This is a genomic window from Stenotrophomonas sepilia (genome assembly GCF_003244875.1).
Lineage (GTDB): Bacteria > Pseudomonadota > Gammaproteobacteria > Xanthomonadales > Xanthomonadaceae > Stenotrophomonas > Stenotrophomonas sepilia.
In genome coordinates, this window is sequence record NZ_LXXZ01000065.1 from 42,006 (window position 1) to 60,790 (window position 18,785).

An 18,785-nucleotide genomic window follows, 5' to 3' on the forward strand; every position below is an offset into this window, starting at 1 on the left:
AGGAAGGACGGCCCGAGCATAACGCTGCGTGCACTACGGGAATGCGAAGGCAGCCGAGCATGGGCCCGGCTCTACATACAGAGCGCGACGGGGTCGTTGTGGAGCCGAGCATGGGCCCGGCTCTACATACAGAGCGCGACGGGGTCGTTGTGGAGCCGAGCATGGGCTCGGCTCTACAGGCAGGGCGTGAGTTGTAGAGCCCTGCCCGCGCTCGGCCCAGGCCTGCCAGCGGGCGCGGTTACAGCAGCGTCTTCAACCGGTACAGCGCCTCAAGCGCCTGCTTCGGCGTCAACTCGTCCGGGTCGATCGCCGCCAGCGCTTCCTGCGCCTTGCTGGACGGCGCGCTGAACAGGCCGAACTGCTGCGGTGCATCCAGTGCCTGCGGTGCCAGTTCGGCCGCGTGGCTTTCACCGCCGCGCTGTTCCAGCTCGGCCAGGCGGCGACGCGCCTGCGCCACAGTAGCCCGCGGCAGGCCGGCCAGTGCGGCCACCTGCAGGCCGAAGCTGCGGTTGGCCGGGCCATCCTTCACCGCGTGCATGAACACCAGCGCTTCACCGTGCTCGACTGCATCCAGGTGCACGTTGGCAATGCCGCTGCGGCCGCCCTCGTGTTGTTCGTCGGCCAGCGCGGTCAGCTCGAAGTAGTGGGTCGCGAACAGCGTATAGCAGCGGTTCTGGTAGGCCAGGTGACGTGCGACCGCGTCGGCCAGCGCCAGGCCGTCGTAGGTGGAGGTGCCGCGGCCGATCTCATCCATCAGCACCAGCGAATGGGCGGTGGCGTGATGCAGGATGTAGCTGGTCTCGGCCATCTCGACCATGAAGGTGGATTGCCCGCGCGCCAGGTCGTCGCCGGCGCCGATGCGGGTGAGGATGCGGTCGATCGGGCCGATCACAGCGCGGCTGGCCGGCACGAAACTGCCGATATGGGCCAGCAGCACGATCAGCGCGTTCTGCCGCATGTAGGTCGATTTACCGCCCATGTTCGGGCCGGTGATGACCAGCATGCGACGATCGGGGTGCAGGTCCAGGTCGTTCGGTTCGAACGGCTGCTCACGCACCGCTTCGACCACCGGGTGGCGGCCACGTTCGATCTTCAGGCACGGTGCCGTTTCCAGTTCCGGGCGTGACCAGTCCAGTGCCTGCGCGCGCTCGGCGAAGGCGGCCAGCACGTCCAGTTCGCTCAGCGCAGCGGCGCACTGCTTCAACGGTTCCAGCTGTTCGCCGAGGGTGTCCAGCAGCTGCTCGTACAGGTACTTCTCGCGCGACAGCGAACGGTCGCGCGCGGACAGCACCTTGTCTTCGAACGCCTTCAGTTCTTCGGTGATGTAGCGCTCGGCATTGGTCAGCGTCTGGCGGCGGGTGTAGTGCACCGGCGCACGGTCGGACTGGCCCTTGCTGATCTCGATGTAGTAGCCATGCACGCGGTTGTAGCCCACCTTCAGGGTGGGAATGCCGCTGCTTTCGCGTTCGCGCTGTTCCAGATCGACCAGGAACTGGTCAGCATGGGTGGACAGGCGGCGCAGCTCGTCCAGCTCTTCATCGAAGCCGTCGGCCAGCACGCCGCCGTCGCTCAGCTTCAGTGGCGGCATTTCGGCAATGGCGCTGGCCAGCAGCTGCGCGCACGCGTCATGCTCGCCCAGCGCGGCGTGCAGGGCCTGCAGGCGCGGCGAATCCAGCGGCGCCAGCACCTCGCGCACGGCGGGCAGCAAGCCCAGGCCATCGCGCAGGGTGGAGAAATCGCGCGGGCGCGCCGAGCGCAGCGCGACGCGGGTGAGGATGCGTTCCAGGTCGCCCAGGCGGCGGAACTGTTCGCGGATATCGGCGTCGCTGCCGCGGTCGATCAGGGTTTCCACCGCATGGTGACGCTGTACCAGGACCTCGCGCAGGCGCAGTGGGCGGTGCAGCCAGCGCCGCAGCAGGCGGCCGCCCATCGGCGTCACCGTGCTGTCGAGCACGCCCAGCAGGGTATTACGGGTATCGCCGTCGACGCGCGTGTCCAGTTCCAGGTGGCGACGGGTGGCGGCGTTCATCGCGATCGCCTCGCCAGCGGTTTCCATCGCGATCGAGGTCAGGTGCGGCAGGCGCTGCTTCTGGGTCTCCTCGACATAGCCGAGCAGGGCACCTGCGGCAGCGGTCGCGCGCGGCTTGTCATCGATGCCGAAGCCGCTCAGGTCATGCAGCTTGAAGAAGTTCAGCAGCTGGCGGCGGCCGCTGTCGGCGTCGAACAACCAGGGGGCGCGACGGCGCACGCCGGTGCGCTGGCGCAGGAATTCCGGCCAGTTTTCTTCGTCGGGCACCAGCAGCTCGGCCGGCTCCAGTCGGGCCAGTTCGGCTTCCAGGGCGTCGTCGGTTTCCACTTCGTTGACCAGGAAGCGGCCACCGGCCAGGTCGGCCCAGGCCAGGCCGTAGCCCTGCTTCGTGCGCGACAGCGCCATCAGCAGGGTGTCACGGCGCTCGTCCAGCAGCGCTTCGTCGGTGACGGTTCCGGGGGTGACGATGCGCACCACCTTGCGTTCGACCAGGCCCTTGGCCAGCGCCGGGTCACCGATCTGCTCGCAGATCGCCACTGACTCGCCCAGCGCCACCAGCCTTGCCAGGTAGCCCTCGTAGGCATGCACCGGCACGCCGGCCATCGGAATCGGTGCGCCGCCGGAGCTGCCACGCTGGGTCAGGGTGATGTCGAGCAGGCGCGCGGCCTTGCGCGCATCGTCGTAGAACAGCTCGTAGAAGTCGCCCATGCGGAAGAACAGCAGCAGGTCCGGGTACTCGGACTTGGCTGCGAAGAACTGCTTCATCAGCGGGGTATGTTCGGCGGACTTGTCTTTGGACATGGGACTCGTGGATCAGGGCATCCGGCCGCGCCGGAGGGCAGCGGCAGCGGAGCGCGTACAGGTCCGTCCATGGTAACTGCTGGGGCGCAGGGCTGCCGCCACCGGTGGCAGGCCGGTACGGCACGGAAAGGGGGGTCAGGCCGGGACCAACGTGATCTGCTGGTGGCCGTCGATGATCTGCATGACGATCTCGAAGTAGGTCGGGCCTTCGCCCCGTTGCATGTCCTGCAGCTGGAGGGCAATGGCCTGCGTATTGAAACTGCCCGGTGTGTCCAGCTTTGCCTGCAGCCATTGGCGGGTGGTCTCCATGCCCAGGGCCGTGCGGCTGTGGGCGATATCGCGCCAGATCAGCGTGGCCTGCGCCTGGCCGGCCAACGCGCCATAACTGCCATGCAGCAGGTCGTCCAGCGCATCCAGGCTCGGCCCGAGCTGCCACGCCTCGCCAGCCATGAACACGCGGTTGATCTCCGCGTACAGGCTGGCGATGTCATCGATGGCGGCGCCTTCAATCTGTAGGACGATGGTCATGCGCCGACTGTAGCGTGACCCGCGCGCAGGGCGTGTGCGGCTGAACGGAATCGCTTTGCGGGCGTGGGCCGTGCACCGCATACTTCGCGGCTGCACTTCGCTGCACGGCTGTCGTGCAGCAGCATGCGCCGCTTTGCAGGCACGAGGCGAACGCTCGTTCCGCAACCTGCCAGCGCTTTGCCGCGAGCCTTTGCACCGGGCTGACGCGCGCCCTCCGGAAATTCATCCTTCAGAAACTCCCGCGCCGGCCGATCTGTACTCCGGCATTGCGCCTGTCGCGCGATGCCGTGGCTGTCCATGGTGGCGCAGCCTCGGTTCACGTTCCTGCAGCACCGCGGCTGGCACCGCGGGCGCTGGCAGGACGATTTCGAATGGAACGTAGCGTGGAAACAGGGAAGAAGCACCCGGGGCCGAGGCTCCATCGTGGTTGGTCATTGATGCTCGCCGTTGCCGCATGGCCGGCGACCGCCCAGCAGGCCGGTGATCCCGCCGCGCAGGAACTGCTGCGGCAGCAGGAGCGCGAACGCGTGCTGCGCGAGCAGCAGGAACAACGCCCCGACGTCCGCCTGGAGCGGGACGCGCAGAAGGAGGGCGACCGCCTGCCGGCGCGGGAGAACCCGTGCGTACGCATCGATCGCATCGTGCTGGAAGGCGAAGACAGCCAGCGCTTCGGCTGGGCACTGGCGGCGGCCGACCCGACGGACGATCCGGCCACTGGCCGTTGCCTGGGAACCGAAGGCATCAACGTGGTGATGAAGCGTGTGCAGAACGCGATCATCGCCCGTGGCTATGTCACCACGCGCGTGCTGTCGGCACCGCAGGACCTCAACCAGGGCACGCTGGCGTTGTCGGTGGTGCCGGGCCGGTTCCGCGAGGCCGTGTTCTCCGATCCGCAGGGACGGCATCCGGCCCTCGCCAATGCACTGCCGATCCGCAGCGGCGGCCTGCTCAACCTGCGTGACATCGAGCAGGGCTTGGAGAACCTGCAGCGCGTGCCCACCGTCAGCGCCGACATCAAGATCGCGCCGGCCGACGGCGAGGGCGCGGCGCCGGGCCAGAGCGACCTGCAGATCGACTGGACGCAGCGCTCGCCGGTGCGCGCCAGCGTCACCCTGGACGATGCCGGCAGCCGCGGCACCGGCAAGCTGCAGGCCAACGCGACGCTGTCGCTGGACAATCCGCTGGGCCTGAACGAGCTGTTCTACGTCAGTGCGGGCCGTGGCGTGTTCAACGGCCGCGGCAAGGACACCGACAGCTGGACCGCGCACTACGACGTGCCCTACGGCTACTGGCTGTTCGGTGCTACTGCCAGCGCCTACGACTACAGCCAGAACGTGGTCGGCGCCTTTGAACGCTATGAGTACAGCGGCCGCAGCCGCAACGCCGAAGCGCGGGTGGACCGGCTGCTGCTGCGCAATGCCAAGGTCAAGTTCAGTGCCTACGCACGCGGCTGGCAGCGCGAGTCGAAGAACTACATCGACGATACCGAGATCGAAGTGCAGCGCCGCCGCACCGCTGGCTGGGAACTGGGCCTGACCCACAAGCAGTTCATCGGCACTGCCACGCTCGATGCCAGCGTGGCCTACCGGCGTGGCACGGGCGCCTTCCACGCACTGCGTTCGCCGGAAGAGATGGCGCAGTTGTGGGACCCGACGTTGCCGCTGGAAGGCACCTCGCGGATGAAGCTGATCACCGCCGACGCGCAGTTCAGCGTGCCGTTCCAGCTGGGCAGGCAGCGCCTGCGCTACACCGCCGCATGGCGGGCGCAGTGGAACCGCACACCGCTCTCGCCACAGGATCGCTTCGCCATCGGTGGCCGCTATACCGTGCGCGGTTTCGACGGTGAAAGTTCGCTCAGTGGCGAGCGTGGCTGGTCGCTGCGCAACGATCTTTCGCTCGGTATCGGGGGCGGCCAGGAGTTCTACGTGGCTGCCGACTACGGCCGCATTGGCGGCCCATCCGCGCAGTGGCAGTCCGGCCATGACCTGGCCGGCATGGCACTGGGCCTGCGCGGCGGCTGGCAGCAGCTTTCCTGGGATGGCTTCGTGGGTTCGGCGCTGCACAAACCCGCCCATTTCCCCGCCGACTACACCACATTCGGCTTCAGCCTGGCCTGGCGCTACTGATCCGCCACAAGGACACGTGACATGAACACTATCTATCGTCTGGTTTTCAACCGCGCGCTGCGCGTCTGGCAGGTGGCTTCGGAGCTGGTGAAGGGCGGCGGTGGCCTGGTCGGCCATGTGCCGGGCCGGCAGAGCGTCGCGCTGTCGCCGCTGGGTTTCGCACTGATGTGCTCACTGGGCTGGGTCAGCCTGGGAACGCCTGCGCTGGCGCAGTCCGATGCGCGCATCATTTCCGATCCGAATGCGCCGGGCCGTGAACGGCCGACGATGGTGACCGCACCCAATGGCGTGCCGATGGTGAACATCACCACGCCGTCGGCGGCGGGTGTGTCGCGCAACCGCTATTCGCAGTTCGACGTGGGCCGCGATGGCGTCATCCTCAACAACGCCCGCGGCCAGGTGCAGACGCAGCTGGGCGGCTGGGTGCAGGGCAACCCGTGGCTCGCCACCGGCAGTGCACGGGTCATCCTCAATGAAGTGAATGGTCCGGCCAGCCGGCTCAACGGCTATGTGGAAGTGGCCGGGCAGCGCGCCGAAGTGATCATTGCCAACCCGGCCGGGATCCAGGTCAATGGCGGCGGTTTCCTCAATGCCAGCCGGGTGACCCTGACCACCGGCACGCCGATGTTCACGGGTGCAGGCGCACTTGAGGGCTATCGGGTCACCGGTGGCGCGATCCAGATCGATGGCGATGGCCTGGACACCAGCCGTGCCGATTACACCGACCTGATCACCCGTTCGTTGCAGGTCAACGCCGGCATCTGGGCCAACCAGCTGCAGGCGACGCTGGGCAACAACGTAGTCAGTGCCGACCACAGCCAGGCCAGCGCGACCGCGGCCAGCGGCGAGGCACCGGCCTTCGCGCTGGACGTTGGCGCGCTGGGCGGCATGTTCGCCAACAAGATCTGGCTGGTCGGCAACGAGCACGGCGTGGGCGTGCGCAATGCCGGCAGCATTGGCGCACAGGCCGGCGAGCTGGTGGTGACGGTGGATGGCCGGCTGGAAAACACCGGCGCCCTGCAGTCGCGGCAGAACATGCGCGTGCAGGCCAGTGGCGATCTTGCCAATGGCGGCACCATCGCGGCCAAGCGCGAAGTTGCGATCACCGCCGGTGGCACGCTGGACAACAGCGGCGGCACGCTCAATGCACAGCGCCTGCAGGTGGAGGCGCACGGGTTGCGCAACCATGGCGGCGCCATTGAACAGACCGGCGCGCAAGCGCTGGCGCTCAAGGCCGACGCAGCCAGCAACCGTAGCAATGGCCTGTTGGGTGCACTGGATGCCGTAGCGTCAGGTGGTAACGGGAGCAGCGCTGGCAGCGGCACGTCGCCCGGCAATGGCGGTGGAACACCGGGAACCGGCACGCCGGGAACGCCGGGAACCGGAGGCGGCAATGGCGGCTCGGCGGGTACGCCGACGTCGCCGGAGCTGCCCCTGGCCGAGGGCCTGATCGCCATCGCCGGTACGCTGGACAACGACGGCGGCAGCATCAGCAACGGCGGCACGGTGTCACTGGTCGCACGCAACGGTCTCGACAACAGCGGCGGTCGCCTGGGAGTGAGCGCGCTGCAGGCCGGGGGTGAGCTGCGCAATGACGGCGGCATGCTGCAGGTGCATGGCGATGCCGCGTTGCAGGTGGGCCTGTTGTCGAACCAGAAGGGTGCGCTGAGCGTGGCCGGCGACCTGTGGCTGGATGCGCAGTCGCTCGACAACCGCGGTGGTGAACTGCGCCACGCCGGCAAAGCGGCATCGTCGTGGACGGTGCAGGGCCTGTTCAACAACGACGGTGGTCTGCTGGCCACCAATGCCACGCAGCTGGCCTTGCGCGCAGGCCAGGTCGGCAATGCCGGTGGCCGTATCGAACATGCCGGTGGCGATGGTCTCGCGTTGGGTACGGGCGACTGGGCCGGCAGCGGTGGGCGACTGAGTACCCTGGGCCGCCTGCAATGGTCGGCCGGCAACGCCGATCTGCGCAACGGTTCGCTCAGTGCGGCCGGGTTCGAGATCCTGGCCGCGACGCTGGACAACCGGGGCGGCAGCCTGCTGTCGCTGGGTAGCGGGGCCAGTTCGGTGAAGGCCACGACGCTGGACAACAGTGCCCGCGGCACGTTGGCCGGCAACGGCGATCTGGCACTGGTCGCGACCACGCTGGACAACAGCAACGGCCTGGTTCAGCAGGCTGGCACCGGCACCCTGAGCGTGCAGGCCGATACGTTGCGTGGCAGCGAAGGGCGCCTGCTCAGCAACGGCGCGCTGGTGCTGTCCGGCGGGGAGTTGGACGTGAGTGGTGGTACGACATCGGCGCAGAGCGTGCAGATCCACGCCGGGGCACTGCGCAACCGCCAGGGCCAGATCGTCTCGCAGGGTGTCTCGGCGCTGGCGCTGGACGTGCGCCATGCGTTCGACAATCAGGGCGGCCAGATCGTCGGCAACGGAGGCCTGCGCATCGACGCCGGTCGCATCGACAACCAGAAGGGCACGCTGCAGTCGGCCGGCACGCAGGGTGTGGCGCTGACGGTGCGCGGCACGCTGGATAACAGCGGCGGCGCGATATCCGGCAATGGCCAGGTGCAGCTTCAGGCCGACAGCCTGGTCAACCAGGGTGGCAAGGTACTGGCCGCAGGCAGCGCTGCATTGCAGGTGCAGGTCCGCGAGCTGCTGGACAACAGCAACGGTGGCCGATTGGCCGGTACCGGTGATGTGCAGCTGCAGGCAGCGCGCCTGGACAACCGCGGCGGCGCGATCGAACACGCGGGCAGAGGCACCTTGCAGATCCGGGCCGACAGCCTGCAGGGCGCGGCGGGCCGGATCCTCAGCCAGTCGTCGCTGACGCTGGAAGGGGGCGAGCTTGTGCTCGGCGCCGGCAGCGTTACCCAGGCCGAGCGCACCGCCATCGATGCGCAGCGCCTGGACAATGCCGGCGGCAGCCTCAGTGCGACTGGCAGCGAGGCGCTGCTAGTGCGTGTGGCGCAGGCATTGGACAACAGCGGCGGCACGATCGCCGGCAACGGCGCGCTGGATGTTCAGGCCGGTGAACTGATCAACCGCAAGGGCACGCTCAGCGGTGCCGGAACGGCTGACAGCACGCTGCAGATCGTCGCTGCGCTGGACAACCACGAAGGCACGATCGCCAGCAATGCCAATCGCCTGACGGTCACTTCCGCACGGCTGGACAACAGTGGCGGCAGCATCCGCCAGGCCGGCAACCAGGGCCTGGACATCACCACCGGCCGCCTGGACGGCAGCAAGGGCACGCTGGTCTCCTCGGCCACGCTGACCCTGCGTGCTGGCGACGTGGATCATCGTGACGCGACACTGGGCGCCGATCGCCTCGACCTTGAGGCCACCACGCTCGACAACGCCGGTGGCCGCATCATCGCCAGCGGCGAAGGCGCCAGTCGCATCAAGGCCACGACGCTGGGCAATGCCGGTGGCACGCTGGCCAGCAATGGCGACCTGGCCCTGCTGGCACAGGTGCTGGACAACCGTGCAGGCAGGATCCAGCACGCGGGGAGCGGCCAGCTGCAGGTCTCGGCGAAGACCCTGCTGGGCAACGGCGGCAGCGTGCTCAGCAATGGCAGCTTCGCGCTGGACGGCGCCAACCTCGATCTGACCGCGGCAACCACCTCGGCGCGCCGCGTCGACATCACCGCCGATACCCTGACCACCGCCGGTGGCACGCTCACCGCAACCGGTGAAGACGCGCTGCGCCTGCGCGTACAGGGTGTGCTGGACAATCGCGGTGGATCGCTGGCCAGCAATGGCGCGCTGGCTGTCACCGCGCAGCAGCTGATCAATGCACAGGGCACGCTGCAGGGTGCAGGCGCGGGCCACTCCACGCTGGCGATCGGCCAGGCGCTGGACAACCAGAAGGGCCGCATCCTGCTCGGCGGTGCCGGCACGGTCACCGCGGCCAGCCTCGGCAACCAGGGCGGCACCGTGCATGCGGGCGGCAGCGCGCTGGTGCTGGGCGTTGACGGTCGCCTCGACAATGGCGAGCAGGGGCTGCTGTCCAGTACCGGCACGATGACCCTGGGCGCCGACAGTCTCGACAACCGCCACGGCACCCTGGTCGCTGGCAAGGACCTGAGCGCGACCACGGCGGCAGGCGTAGACAACAGCGACGGCGCGATGCAGGCCGGCGAACGGCTGCAGTTGCAGGGCAACGGCCTGCTCAACCAGCGCGGCACGCTGCTGGGCGGCCAGCTGGACATCGATACCCGCGGCCAGCGGTTGGACAACCGCGCCGGCACGCTGGGCACGCAGAAGGGCGCGCTGAGCGTTCGCAGTGGCGCGATGGACAACCAGGGCGGTCGCGTGCAGTCGGCGGCCGACCTGGCCATCAACACGGCCGGGCAGGACATCGACAACCGTTTCACGGCCGGCAGCGGTGGATTGCTGGCGGCCGGGAAGCTGCAGCTGGATGGTGGCGCGCTGGACAACCGTGGCGGCGCAGTCAATGCACAAGGCGATGCGCGCTTGCTGCTGGCCCGCGTCGACAACAGTTCCGGTGGAACACTTGCCAGCGCCGCGAAACTGTCGCTGCAGGCGGCGAGCCTGGCCAATGCCAGTGGTCGCGTGCAGGCCGGGCGCAACCTCGACCTGACCCTGGACGGGCACCTGGACAACGCCGACGGCGCGATCGCGGCCGGCCAGCTGCTGACCCTCACGGCCGCCAGCGTGGACAACCGCAACACCCGTGGCGGCGACGGCACGCGTGGCCTGCAGGCGGGCCAGCTGCAGTTCGGTGCACAGTGGCTGGACAACAGCCAGGGCCAGGTCGTCACTGATGGCGGTGCGCGGCTGCAGATCAACGGCCAGCTGCAGAACACCGGCGGCGTGATCAGCACCGGCGGCAACCTGGACAGCCAGGCGGACAACGTCGCCAACAGCGGCGGCCTGCTGCGCGCCGATGGCAGCCAGACCCTGGTCGCACGTGCGCTCAGCGAAGACGGCCAGGTGCATGCGCAGCGTGACCTCGGCCTCACCCTGCAGCAGGGCATGCGCCAACGTGGCGAATGGATCGCCAACGGCACGCTGTCGCTGAACCTGTCCGGCGACCTCGACAACCAGGGTGTGGTGCGCGGTGGCAACCTCGACCTCAACGCCCAGAACATCACCAATGCGGCCTCGGGTGAGATCTCCAGCCAGGGCACGACCCACCTCAATGCCCGTGGCCAGCTGACCAACCGGGGCCTGATCGATGGCGCGCTGACCCACCTGGAGGCCGGCGAAATCGACAATCTTGGCACCGGGCGCATCTATGGTGATCGCGTGGCGATCTCCACCGGCGTGCTGAAGAATCGCGCCGAAGAGGCCGGTGGTGCCACCCGCGTCGGCACCGTGGCTGCACGCGAGCGCCTGGACCTGGGCGTGCGCGAGCTGCAGAACACCGGCAAGGGCCTGATCTACAGCGGCGGTGATGCTGCCATCGGCGGCACGCTGAGTGCCGATCGCATCGCCAGCGGCATTGCCGGGCGGATCGACAACATCAGCTCGGTCATCGATGTCACCGGCAACCTGTCCATCGATGCGCAGGTGGTCAACAACATCCGCGAGAACGTGGTCATCACACAGACCACCACCGTGAACGCTCCGGTGCGCATGGATCGACCCGCCTGGTGGCGCAACGGCAAGAATGGCACCGAGGACATTCGCAGCACCAGTCACTATTCGGCGCACGAGGTGTACTACCTCAATCCGACCGATATCCTGGAAGACACGCCGCATATCACGCCGGATGGCTTCACCGTGCACCGTGCGGTGGTACGACTGACCGCGCAGACCAGTGCCTACTTCTTCGGGCGCGGTGGGCTGTATGCCGCGCTGGGTGAGCGTGCGCGGCTGAACGTGCAGGACGGCACGGTGGTGATGTACTACGTCGGCCGCCAGGACAACCAGGTCAATCCGGACCAGGTTGCCGCTGGTGCCGACGATCCGTTTGCCGAGCTGGCCACCCTGCATCCCGATTCGCCGGCATTCCGCTACGTCGATGACAAACTCACCTACTCGTCAGCGTATGGCACCTGTACGACCAACTGCGTGCAGTTGTGGACCTACAAGGACTACGATCCCGACCGCATTCTGACCAGCCCACAGTTTGCGGGCGGCAACTCCACCAGTGCCAACGAGCAGTATCGCCTGGCCACGCGCACCGTGACCGAAGATGTGTTGCAGCCGAGCGTCGGTGCCGATGCGGTCATCCGGTCAGGCGGTGCGATGCGCATCCGCAGCGATGATCTGCGCAACCACTACGGCAGCATTGCCGCCGGCGGCGATCTGGACATCATCGGCCTGACCGGCGCGGCAAAGGTGGAGAACCTGGCGGCCACGCTGTATCGCACGCACCAGTTCTCCAACGTCAGCCACACCTTCGGCGGGGATGTGATGACCTGGAGTGCTCCGGCCATTTCCGAGGTGACCGGTAAGATTGGCGGCCGCATTGTCAGCGGCGGCTCGTTGAGCATCGACGTCGGTGACCTGAGCAACCTCAACCAGGGACGGAACGCACCGAACGTGCAGAACGGTTCGGCCATGGCCAACCTCAACGTGCAGGGGCCCACGGCGCTGCCGGATGGGCCGGGCCATGGCGGTGCGCAGGGGCCGGGCCAGTCCGCCGGCACCGGTGCCGAACGCGCGCTGGCACAGGCGGCCGATGGTGCCAGTACCCAGCAAGGGAGCAGCGTCGGCGGCGTGAGCGGCAACACCGGTACGTCCGGGCCGCGCGTGGTCGCAGCCAGTGGAGGATCACCGGATCGCATCGCGATGGGTGCACCGGACACGCGCGCGCCGAGCGCCAGCCTGTTCAACGTCAATCCCAACGGCGGCCACTATCTGGTCGAGACCGATCCGCGCTTCACCGACCACAAGACCTGGCTGAGTTCGGACCATCTGCTGGGCCAGATGGGCTACTCGCCCGATACCGTGCAGAAGCGGCTGGGTGATGGGTACTACGAGCAGAAGCTGGTGCGCGAGCAGATCGGCCAGCTGACCGGTCGCCGCTTCCTCGACGGCTACGCCAGTGACGAGGCGCAGTACCGCGCGCTGCTGGAGGCCGGTGCCACGGTCGCCAGCGAATGGGGCCTTCGCCCCGGCGTGGCGCTGACCGAAGCGCAGATGGCACAGCTGACCAGTGACATTGTCTGGCTGGTCGAGCAGACCGTCACCCTGGCCGATGGCAGCACCACCACCGCGCTGGTGCCGCAGGTCTACCTGCGCCTGCGCCCGGGCGACCTGGACGGCAACGGTGCACTGCTGGCCGGCGCCAATGTCGATATCAAACTGGGCAATGACCTGGTCAACACCGGCAACATCGCCGGGCGCAAGCTGGTGACCATCGATGCCGGCAACATCGAGCATCTGGGCGGCAGCATTTCCGGCCAGTACGTCGGGCTGTCGTCGGACAAGGACATCCGTGTTGTGGGTGCCGCCGTGACGGCCACCGATGCGCTGTCGGTCAAGGCTGCGGGCAATGTCACGGTGGCCTCCACGGTGGAGACACAGCAGGGCGGTGGCACCTACCAGTACGAGACCAACCGCATCGATCGGGTCGCCGGTCTGTATGTAACCGATCCCAGTGGCGACGGCATGCTGTCGGTGGTGGCCGGTGGTGACATCAGCCTGCAGGCCGCACAGATCCGCAACGCCGGCGCCGACGGCCTGACCCAGCTGGCCGCAGGCGGCACTCTGGATGTTGGCGCGATTGCGCTGGAGGAACGCCGCGACGCCACCTTCGATGAACGCAACCATCAGCGCAGCAGCAGGACGACGCACGCTGCCACATCGGTGCAGGGCGCTGGCGATGTGGTGCTGGCGGCCGGCAAGGACATCAACCTGGCCGCCGCGCAGATCAAGGCGGCGGGCGGTCTGGCATTGCAGGCCGGTGGGGACATCAACAGCCAGGCGCTGGTGGACAGCGAGAGCCGGGATTTTGCGAACGCGGGCAAGCGCAGCTCGCTGCAGGTCAGCCAGCGTGATGAGACGGTGCGCGGTAGCACGTTGCAGACCGGGGACAATCTGCTGCTGAGCGCAGGCCGGGACGTGAACCTGACAGCCGCGTTGGTCGACAGCAATGACGGCGCGGTAAGCGTGGCCGCGGGCCGCGACGTCAACCTGCTCTCAGCCAACGAGATGCACGACTACAGTCTGGACAGCTACGACAAGAAAAAGAAGGCGCTGTCTAGTACCACCACCACGCGCAGCGTCGACGCCAGCGACAGCTATGCCATCGGCACGGCGATCCAGGGCGAGCGCATCAACATCACGGCTGGCCGCGATCTGACTGCGGTAGGTGCGGTGGTCGATGCCACCGGCAACGTGATTCTGGGGGCCGGTAACAATGTGCTGATCACTGCTGCCGAAGATCATCACAGCAGTGAGTCCAGCGAGAGCAAAAAGAAATCCGGCGTTACCGGAGGCTTCGGCAACGGCGTGGCATCGGTCGGCTACAGCAGCGCGAAGAACAGCAGCACCCGCGCCGAGCAGTCCACCACCCAGGTGGGATCGGCGATCGCCTCGCGCGACGGCAATGTGCTGATCAATGCTGGCAACACGCTGACGATCGAAGCCTCGGACGTCGCCGCAGGCGAGAACCTGACATTGGTGGGCAAGGACATTGCGCTGCTGGCGCGACAGGACACCACGGACAGCCAATCCAGTCAGGCCAGCAAGTCCAGCGGCTTCTCGGTGGGCGTGACCTACGACCCGACCAAGGCCTACCGCAGCGCCCGCGATTCGACCACCGACGGTATGGCCGATAGTGGCTCGGCGATGGGGCGGATCACCCGCACCGCCGAAGGCGCCGCCTCCGGCCTGCGCGCGGCCACCACGTCGACCGTGGTGACTGCCGGCAGCCAGCGCACCAACAGCGAACAGAGCCATTCGACCAGTGATGCCCGCGTCAGCCAGTTGGCTGCAGGCGGCGATCTCACGTTGATTGCCAACGGCGGCTCGATCCTCAGCCAGGGCACACAGATGTCGGCCGAGGGCAACGCTGTGCTGCTGGCCACCCAGGACATCGTGTTCGACGTGGCCCACAACACCGAGCGCAGCGACAGCAGCAGCCGCGGCAAGGGCTGGGGCTTTGCCAACAACACCAGCGGCCTGCCGTTCGGTACCAACAACTCGCAGAGCCAGGGCAGCGGCAGCAGTGACACCATCACCGGCACGCAGTTGTCGGTCGGCGGCGGCGTGCGCATGGCCACCACCGAAGGCAGCATCCGCCTGACCGCAGCCAACATCGCGGCCGAGAAGGACGTCAGCATCCGTGCCGCCGGTGATCTGCTGGTGCGCAGCGGGCAGGATACGGTCAGCAACGCCAATACGTCCGACAGCAAGGCGATCGGCACGGTACAGATATCGGATACCGAGAAGTTCTCCGGCTGGCACCGCGAGCAGCACCAGGACGACAGCGCGCAGGTGTCACAGGTGGCCAGCAGCATCGGCAGCCTGGGCGGCAGCGTGAGCCTGACCGCCGGGGGCAAGTACACGCAGACGGCCAGCAACGTGGTGGCCGCCAAGGACGTGAACATCACCGCCGCCGAGATCGAGTTGCTGACCGCGGACGAAAGTGGTCACTACTCGCAGAGCGACAAGGACCTGAAGATCGGCGTGTTCGCGCGGGTGAAGTCGCCGTTGATCGACCTGATCAACAACGTGGACGCGGCCCGTCAGTCCGATGATCGCCTGCAGAAGATGCAGGGCATGGCAGCGGGCGCCAACGCGTACCAGGCAGCCAGTGCGATCTCGGCACTGTCCGGCCGTGGCGGCAGTGGCGAACTGTTCCGTGCTGAAGCAGGCATCGGTTTCAAGACCGCCAACAGCAGTGCCGATGGCAGCAGCAGGGTGTCGCGTGGCTCCACCATCCAGGGCGGCGGCAACGTCAACCTCACCAGCACCCAGGGCGACATCCACGTGATGCAGGGCAATCTGAGTGCAGACAACGCCCTCAGCCTGGATTCGGCCGGCGACATCCTGCTGGAAGCAGGCAAGGCGCATGTGGCCGACCGCAGCAAGAGCAGCAATGCCGGCGCCGAAGTCGGCGTGGGCGTCTCGGTAGGGGCGCAGACCGGCGTGTACGTGTACGCCGAAGCCAGTGTTGGCAGCAGCAAGGCCAATGCCGAGAGCAGCACCTGGCAGAACACCACGCTGACCGGCAAGAACATTTCGATGAAGGCCGAGGGCGATACCACGCTGCGTGGCGCCACGGCGACCGCTGATCGCATCGACGTCAAGACCGGCGGCACGCTGACGATCGAGTCGTTGCAGGACATTGCCGAGAGCATGTCCAGGAACAGCCAGGTGGGTGGCCGCGTGCAGGTGTCGTTCGGTACCGCGTGGAATGCCGACGGGTATGCGAGCGCAGGCAAGGCCAGCGGCAGCTATCAGGGTGTCGGCCAGCAGAGCGGCCTGTTTGCCGGCAACGGCGGCTACCACGTCGATGCCGGCCACGTGAATCTGGTGGGCGGTGCGATTGCCAGCACCCATGCGGGCAACAGTGAACTGACTGCGGGCTCGCTGACGTTCACTGACCTGCAGAACCACATGGACTACACGGCCAGCTCCGGCAGCATCAGTGGTGGTGCGGGCGGGAAGATGGATGGCTGGGCGCCCAAGCCGGGAACGGCCGCACCCCGAGGTGGTCCGGGCCTGCCGATGATGGAGAAGGGCAGCGACAGCAGCTCCACCCTTGCCACCTTGACCGAGGGCAACATCACCATCGGTGGCAAGCAGACGTCCGCGGCTGAGCTGGGCATCAACACCGACGCCAGTGGAGCGCATCGTGCGCTGGATGCATTGCCGGATGCGAGCAAGCTGCTGGCAGACCAGCAGGCGATGGCGGCTGCGGCGGGGACGGTGATGGCCGCCAGCCAGCAGATTGCATGGGACGTTCAAGCCTATCAGAGCAAGAAGGCAACCCAGGCGTACTACGATGGCCTGTCAACCGATGATAAAAAGGCGTTCAACGCGCTTAGCGCAGCGCAACGCGATAAGGTGCTGACCGCAAACAGCCAAGCTTATAACGATGCGAAGAAGTGGGGTGATGGCGGTGAGTACAGCCGTGCCCTGAGCGCAGTGACGACGGCTGTGGTAGGGGGCGTAGCCGGCCAGGGCGCCGGTCAGGTCGCGTCCAATGCGCTGGCGCCCTATGCCGCTTACTTCATCGGCAGCAAGCTTGACTCGAACCACGGCAGCGATCCCAATGCGACTCTGCAATTGCTGTCGCACGCGGTATTGGGTGCACTGCTGGCGGAAGCCAATGGTGGCAATGCGGGAACCGGAGCGGTCTCTGCGGCTGGCGGCGAGTTGGCCGCGAAGGTGCTGACTAATACGTTGACCGGGGGAGATCCTTCCAGGCTGAGCCCGGAGCAGAAGGAGATGGTGCTGGCGTTGTCGCAGGCGGTGGGAGCACTGGCGAGTGGGTTGTCAGGGCAGGATCTGGCTGGGATTGCGTTGGATGCGGGGATTGCCAAGAATTCGGTTGAGAACAATTTCCTTGGCAATGACGATCATGCTCGGATGGTGCATCTCCGCGAGAAGGCCAAGCGGCAGGGGGGGCTGGATAAACAGGAATCCTTGGAACTGGTTCTGCTTGATGCTGCGGACCAGATGAGTGCGGGGTTGCTCCGGAAGGCGTTGGCAGGAGAGACCCTGACTGAGGTTCAAGCCGCAGATCTCGCGACTTATATCAATCGTTACGAACTGCAAAACGGTCCGCTAGACCTTCCGGAGCTACAGAAGCAGTTCCTCGCCAACAGTGGTTCTCTGAATCCTGGCGAATTGCAGGGAATCAACCCGTCGCAGTCCTATGGGCGACCCTATGTCGGTTTGGGGGCTGACCAGAAGGCATACAAGGATGCAAACTATTCGTGGTTTGAAGATTTAATCTATCGTGGCAAAGGGACAAACGAGCGCCTGTACGATGCTGCGTTGAAGCAGTCTGGGCTTGAAATAACTCGTTCCGAAGACTTGCTTCCCTCAGCAATGCAGCTTAGGAACTTCTTCGCTGTACATGACGCTCAAGCTTCAAGTGCTATCGCCAGTGCCGCGTTCATTGCCGCAACGTTGGGTGGCGCGAGCGAAGAGAATCGACGAGCGCTGACGTTGACGATGGGGGCCTTGGCCAACATCGGAGCAGTGAGATTTGTGAACAGGACTGGGCTTTTGCCTCAGACGGGCGGTCTTGGTGTAACGCGGCCACGAGCGCTCAGACCAACTGATGAGGCGTCGACAACGAATTCCGTGCCGGCTGGGTACGAGAAGGGCTTCTCTCGTCCGGAAAATTCCAATCCGCCAAAGTTACAGGTAACCAATGACGGTGGGGGTCTCAGTGCTCCAGGAAATCCAGTTCAGCGTGGTGTAGTGCTTTCGCGAGTCAATCTGGCCAACGGACGGACACGAACAACGCCTTTGCGCGACTCAGGGGCTCCGGTTTCTGCGGGCTTTCAGCATGTTCTAGATGGGCACTTTGGAAAGTCACCAACTGGAAATAGATCCATCTTCAGTATTAATCCGGATGAGCTCAAGGTGGTTCTACAAAGCGCGGTTGTTGTTCGCTCTCCTGTCTATGAAATTCCTGGAGGACAATACGTTCGTATTGTTGATGTTGGAAGGCCGATTGGGATATCTTCACTGAAGGATGGGGGGCAGCCAACCTCCGTCATCAAAGTGTTTACAGATAAGGCGGGAAACTTGATTACAACGTTTCCAATAAAGGGTGGAGAGTAATGGCTCGCTTGTCGGGAATTTTGAGGAATAGACTGATTTCAGGTCTTTCGAGCGTAAATAATAATTCGGGTGCGAGGGGTGTTGTTGAGGCACTGATCCAATGGGTTATGGAATGCGAGGGCGAGGTTCGCAGAGAACCATTCCTAAGCTATGGCTTTGACTTGATTGTGAATATGGATGGTCGATTGGATGAATATCCATTCGCGGAGATCGGGGAAGCGGATGTTGGGCGCGTGCATTCGCGTGCGACCCAGTTGAGAAACGCAAGTGATGACGGTGTCGCGCAGTTTGTCAGAGATCTGATGGAGGAGTTGGTCGCCGTCGAGATTGACAGGGTGTGTTCCCGCTGCGGGGAGGCGTATATGCGGGCATATATGGGGTTGATCAGTTTTACGCCCGCATTTCAGTGTGATGTATGCGGCTATGGCGAATTCTTGAATGGTTCGGCTTTGAGAGGTGAAAGGCTTCGATTCATTACATTGAAGGAGCTTGAGTCTTTCGGGATTTCTTGGCTGTAGATTGCATGCGATTCCTGTCATCTTTGAGTGTATCTGCAGTAATCTCATTAGAAAGGA

General features: G+C 65.9%; 5 protein-coding genes. 3 read left to right on the forward strand and 2 right to left on the reverse strand.

Features of this window, described 5'->3' with window-relative positions; genetic code table 11:
• Positions 1 to 238: 238 nt before the first annotated feature.
• Entirely contained in the window at positions 239 to 2,830 is a 2,592-nt protein-coding gene (mutS, locus tag A7X97_RS13625) for a DNA mismatch repair protein MutS (protein WP_072166879.1), read from the reverse strand.
• A gap of 135 nt (positions 2,831 to 2,965) precedes the next feature.
• The gene (locus A7X97_RS13630; RefSeq protein ID WP_088496385.1) at positions 2,966 to 3,358 is read right to left on the reverse strand and encodes a barstar family protein; all 393 of its coding nucleotides are present in this window, start codon (positions 3,356 to 3,358) and stop codon (positions 2,966 to 2,968) included.
• A 437-nt stretch (positions 3,359 to 3,795) separates the two neighbouring features.
• Here A7X97_RS13630 and A7X97_RS13635 point away from each other — a divergent pair, with 437 nt between their 5' ends.
• The 3 genes from A7X97_RS13635 to A7X97_RS13645 are packed head-to-tail and all read left to right on the forward strand — an operon-like array spanning position 3,796 to position 18,728.
• Positions 3,796 to 5,484: a ShlB/FhaC/HecB family hemolysin secretion/activation protein gene (locus tag A7X97_RS13635; RefSeq protein ID WP_409349628.1), complete on the forward strand. Its 1,689-nt coding sequence runs from the start codon at positions 3,796 to 3,798 to the stop codon at positions 5,482 to 5,484.
• A 21-nt stretch (positions 5,485 to 5,505) separates the two neighbouring features.
• The gene (locus A7X97_RS13640) at positions 5,506 to 18,210 is read left to right on the forward strand and encodes a hemagglutinin repeat-containing protein (RefSeq protein WP_111008061.1); all 12,705 of its coding nucleotides are present in this window, start codon (positions 5,506 to 5,508) and stop codon (positions 18,208 to 18,210) included.
• Entirely contained in the window at positions 18,210 to 18,728 is a 519-nt protein-coding gene (locus A7X97_RS13645; RefSeq protein WP_143592499.1) for a hypothetical protein, read from the forward strand. Before A7X97_RS13640 ends, A7X97_RS13645 begins: the two co-directional genes overlap by 1 nt.
• Positions 18,729 to 18,785 lie beyond the last annotated feature (57 nt).

What these genes read in the sequence shown, in the direction of transcription:
- mutS (WP_072166879.1), bottom strand. Translation starts at nt 2,830, where the DNA reads ATGTCCAAAGACAAGTCCGCCGAACATACCCCGCTGATGAAGCAGTTC.
- A7X97_RS13630 (WP_088496385.1), bottom strand. Translation starts at nt 3,358, where the DNA reads ATGACCATCGTCCTACAGATTGAAGGCGCCGCCATCGATGACATCGCC.
- A7X97_RS13635 (WP_409349628.1), top strand. Translation starts at nt 3,796, where the DNA reads ATGCTCGCCGTTGCCGCATGGCCGGCGACCGCCCAGCAGGCCGGTGAT.
- A7X97_RS13640 (WP_111008061.1), top strand. Translation starts at nt 5,506, where the DNA reads ATGAACACTATCTATCGTCTGGTTTTCAACCGCGCGCTGCGCGTCTGG.
- A7X97_RS13645 (WP_143592499.1), top strand. Translation starts at nt 18,210, where the DNA reads ATGGCTCGCTTGTCGGGAATTTTGAGGAATAGACTGATTTCAGGTCTT.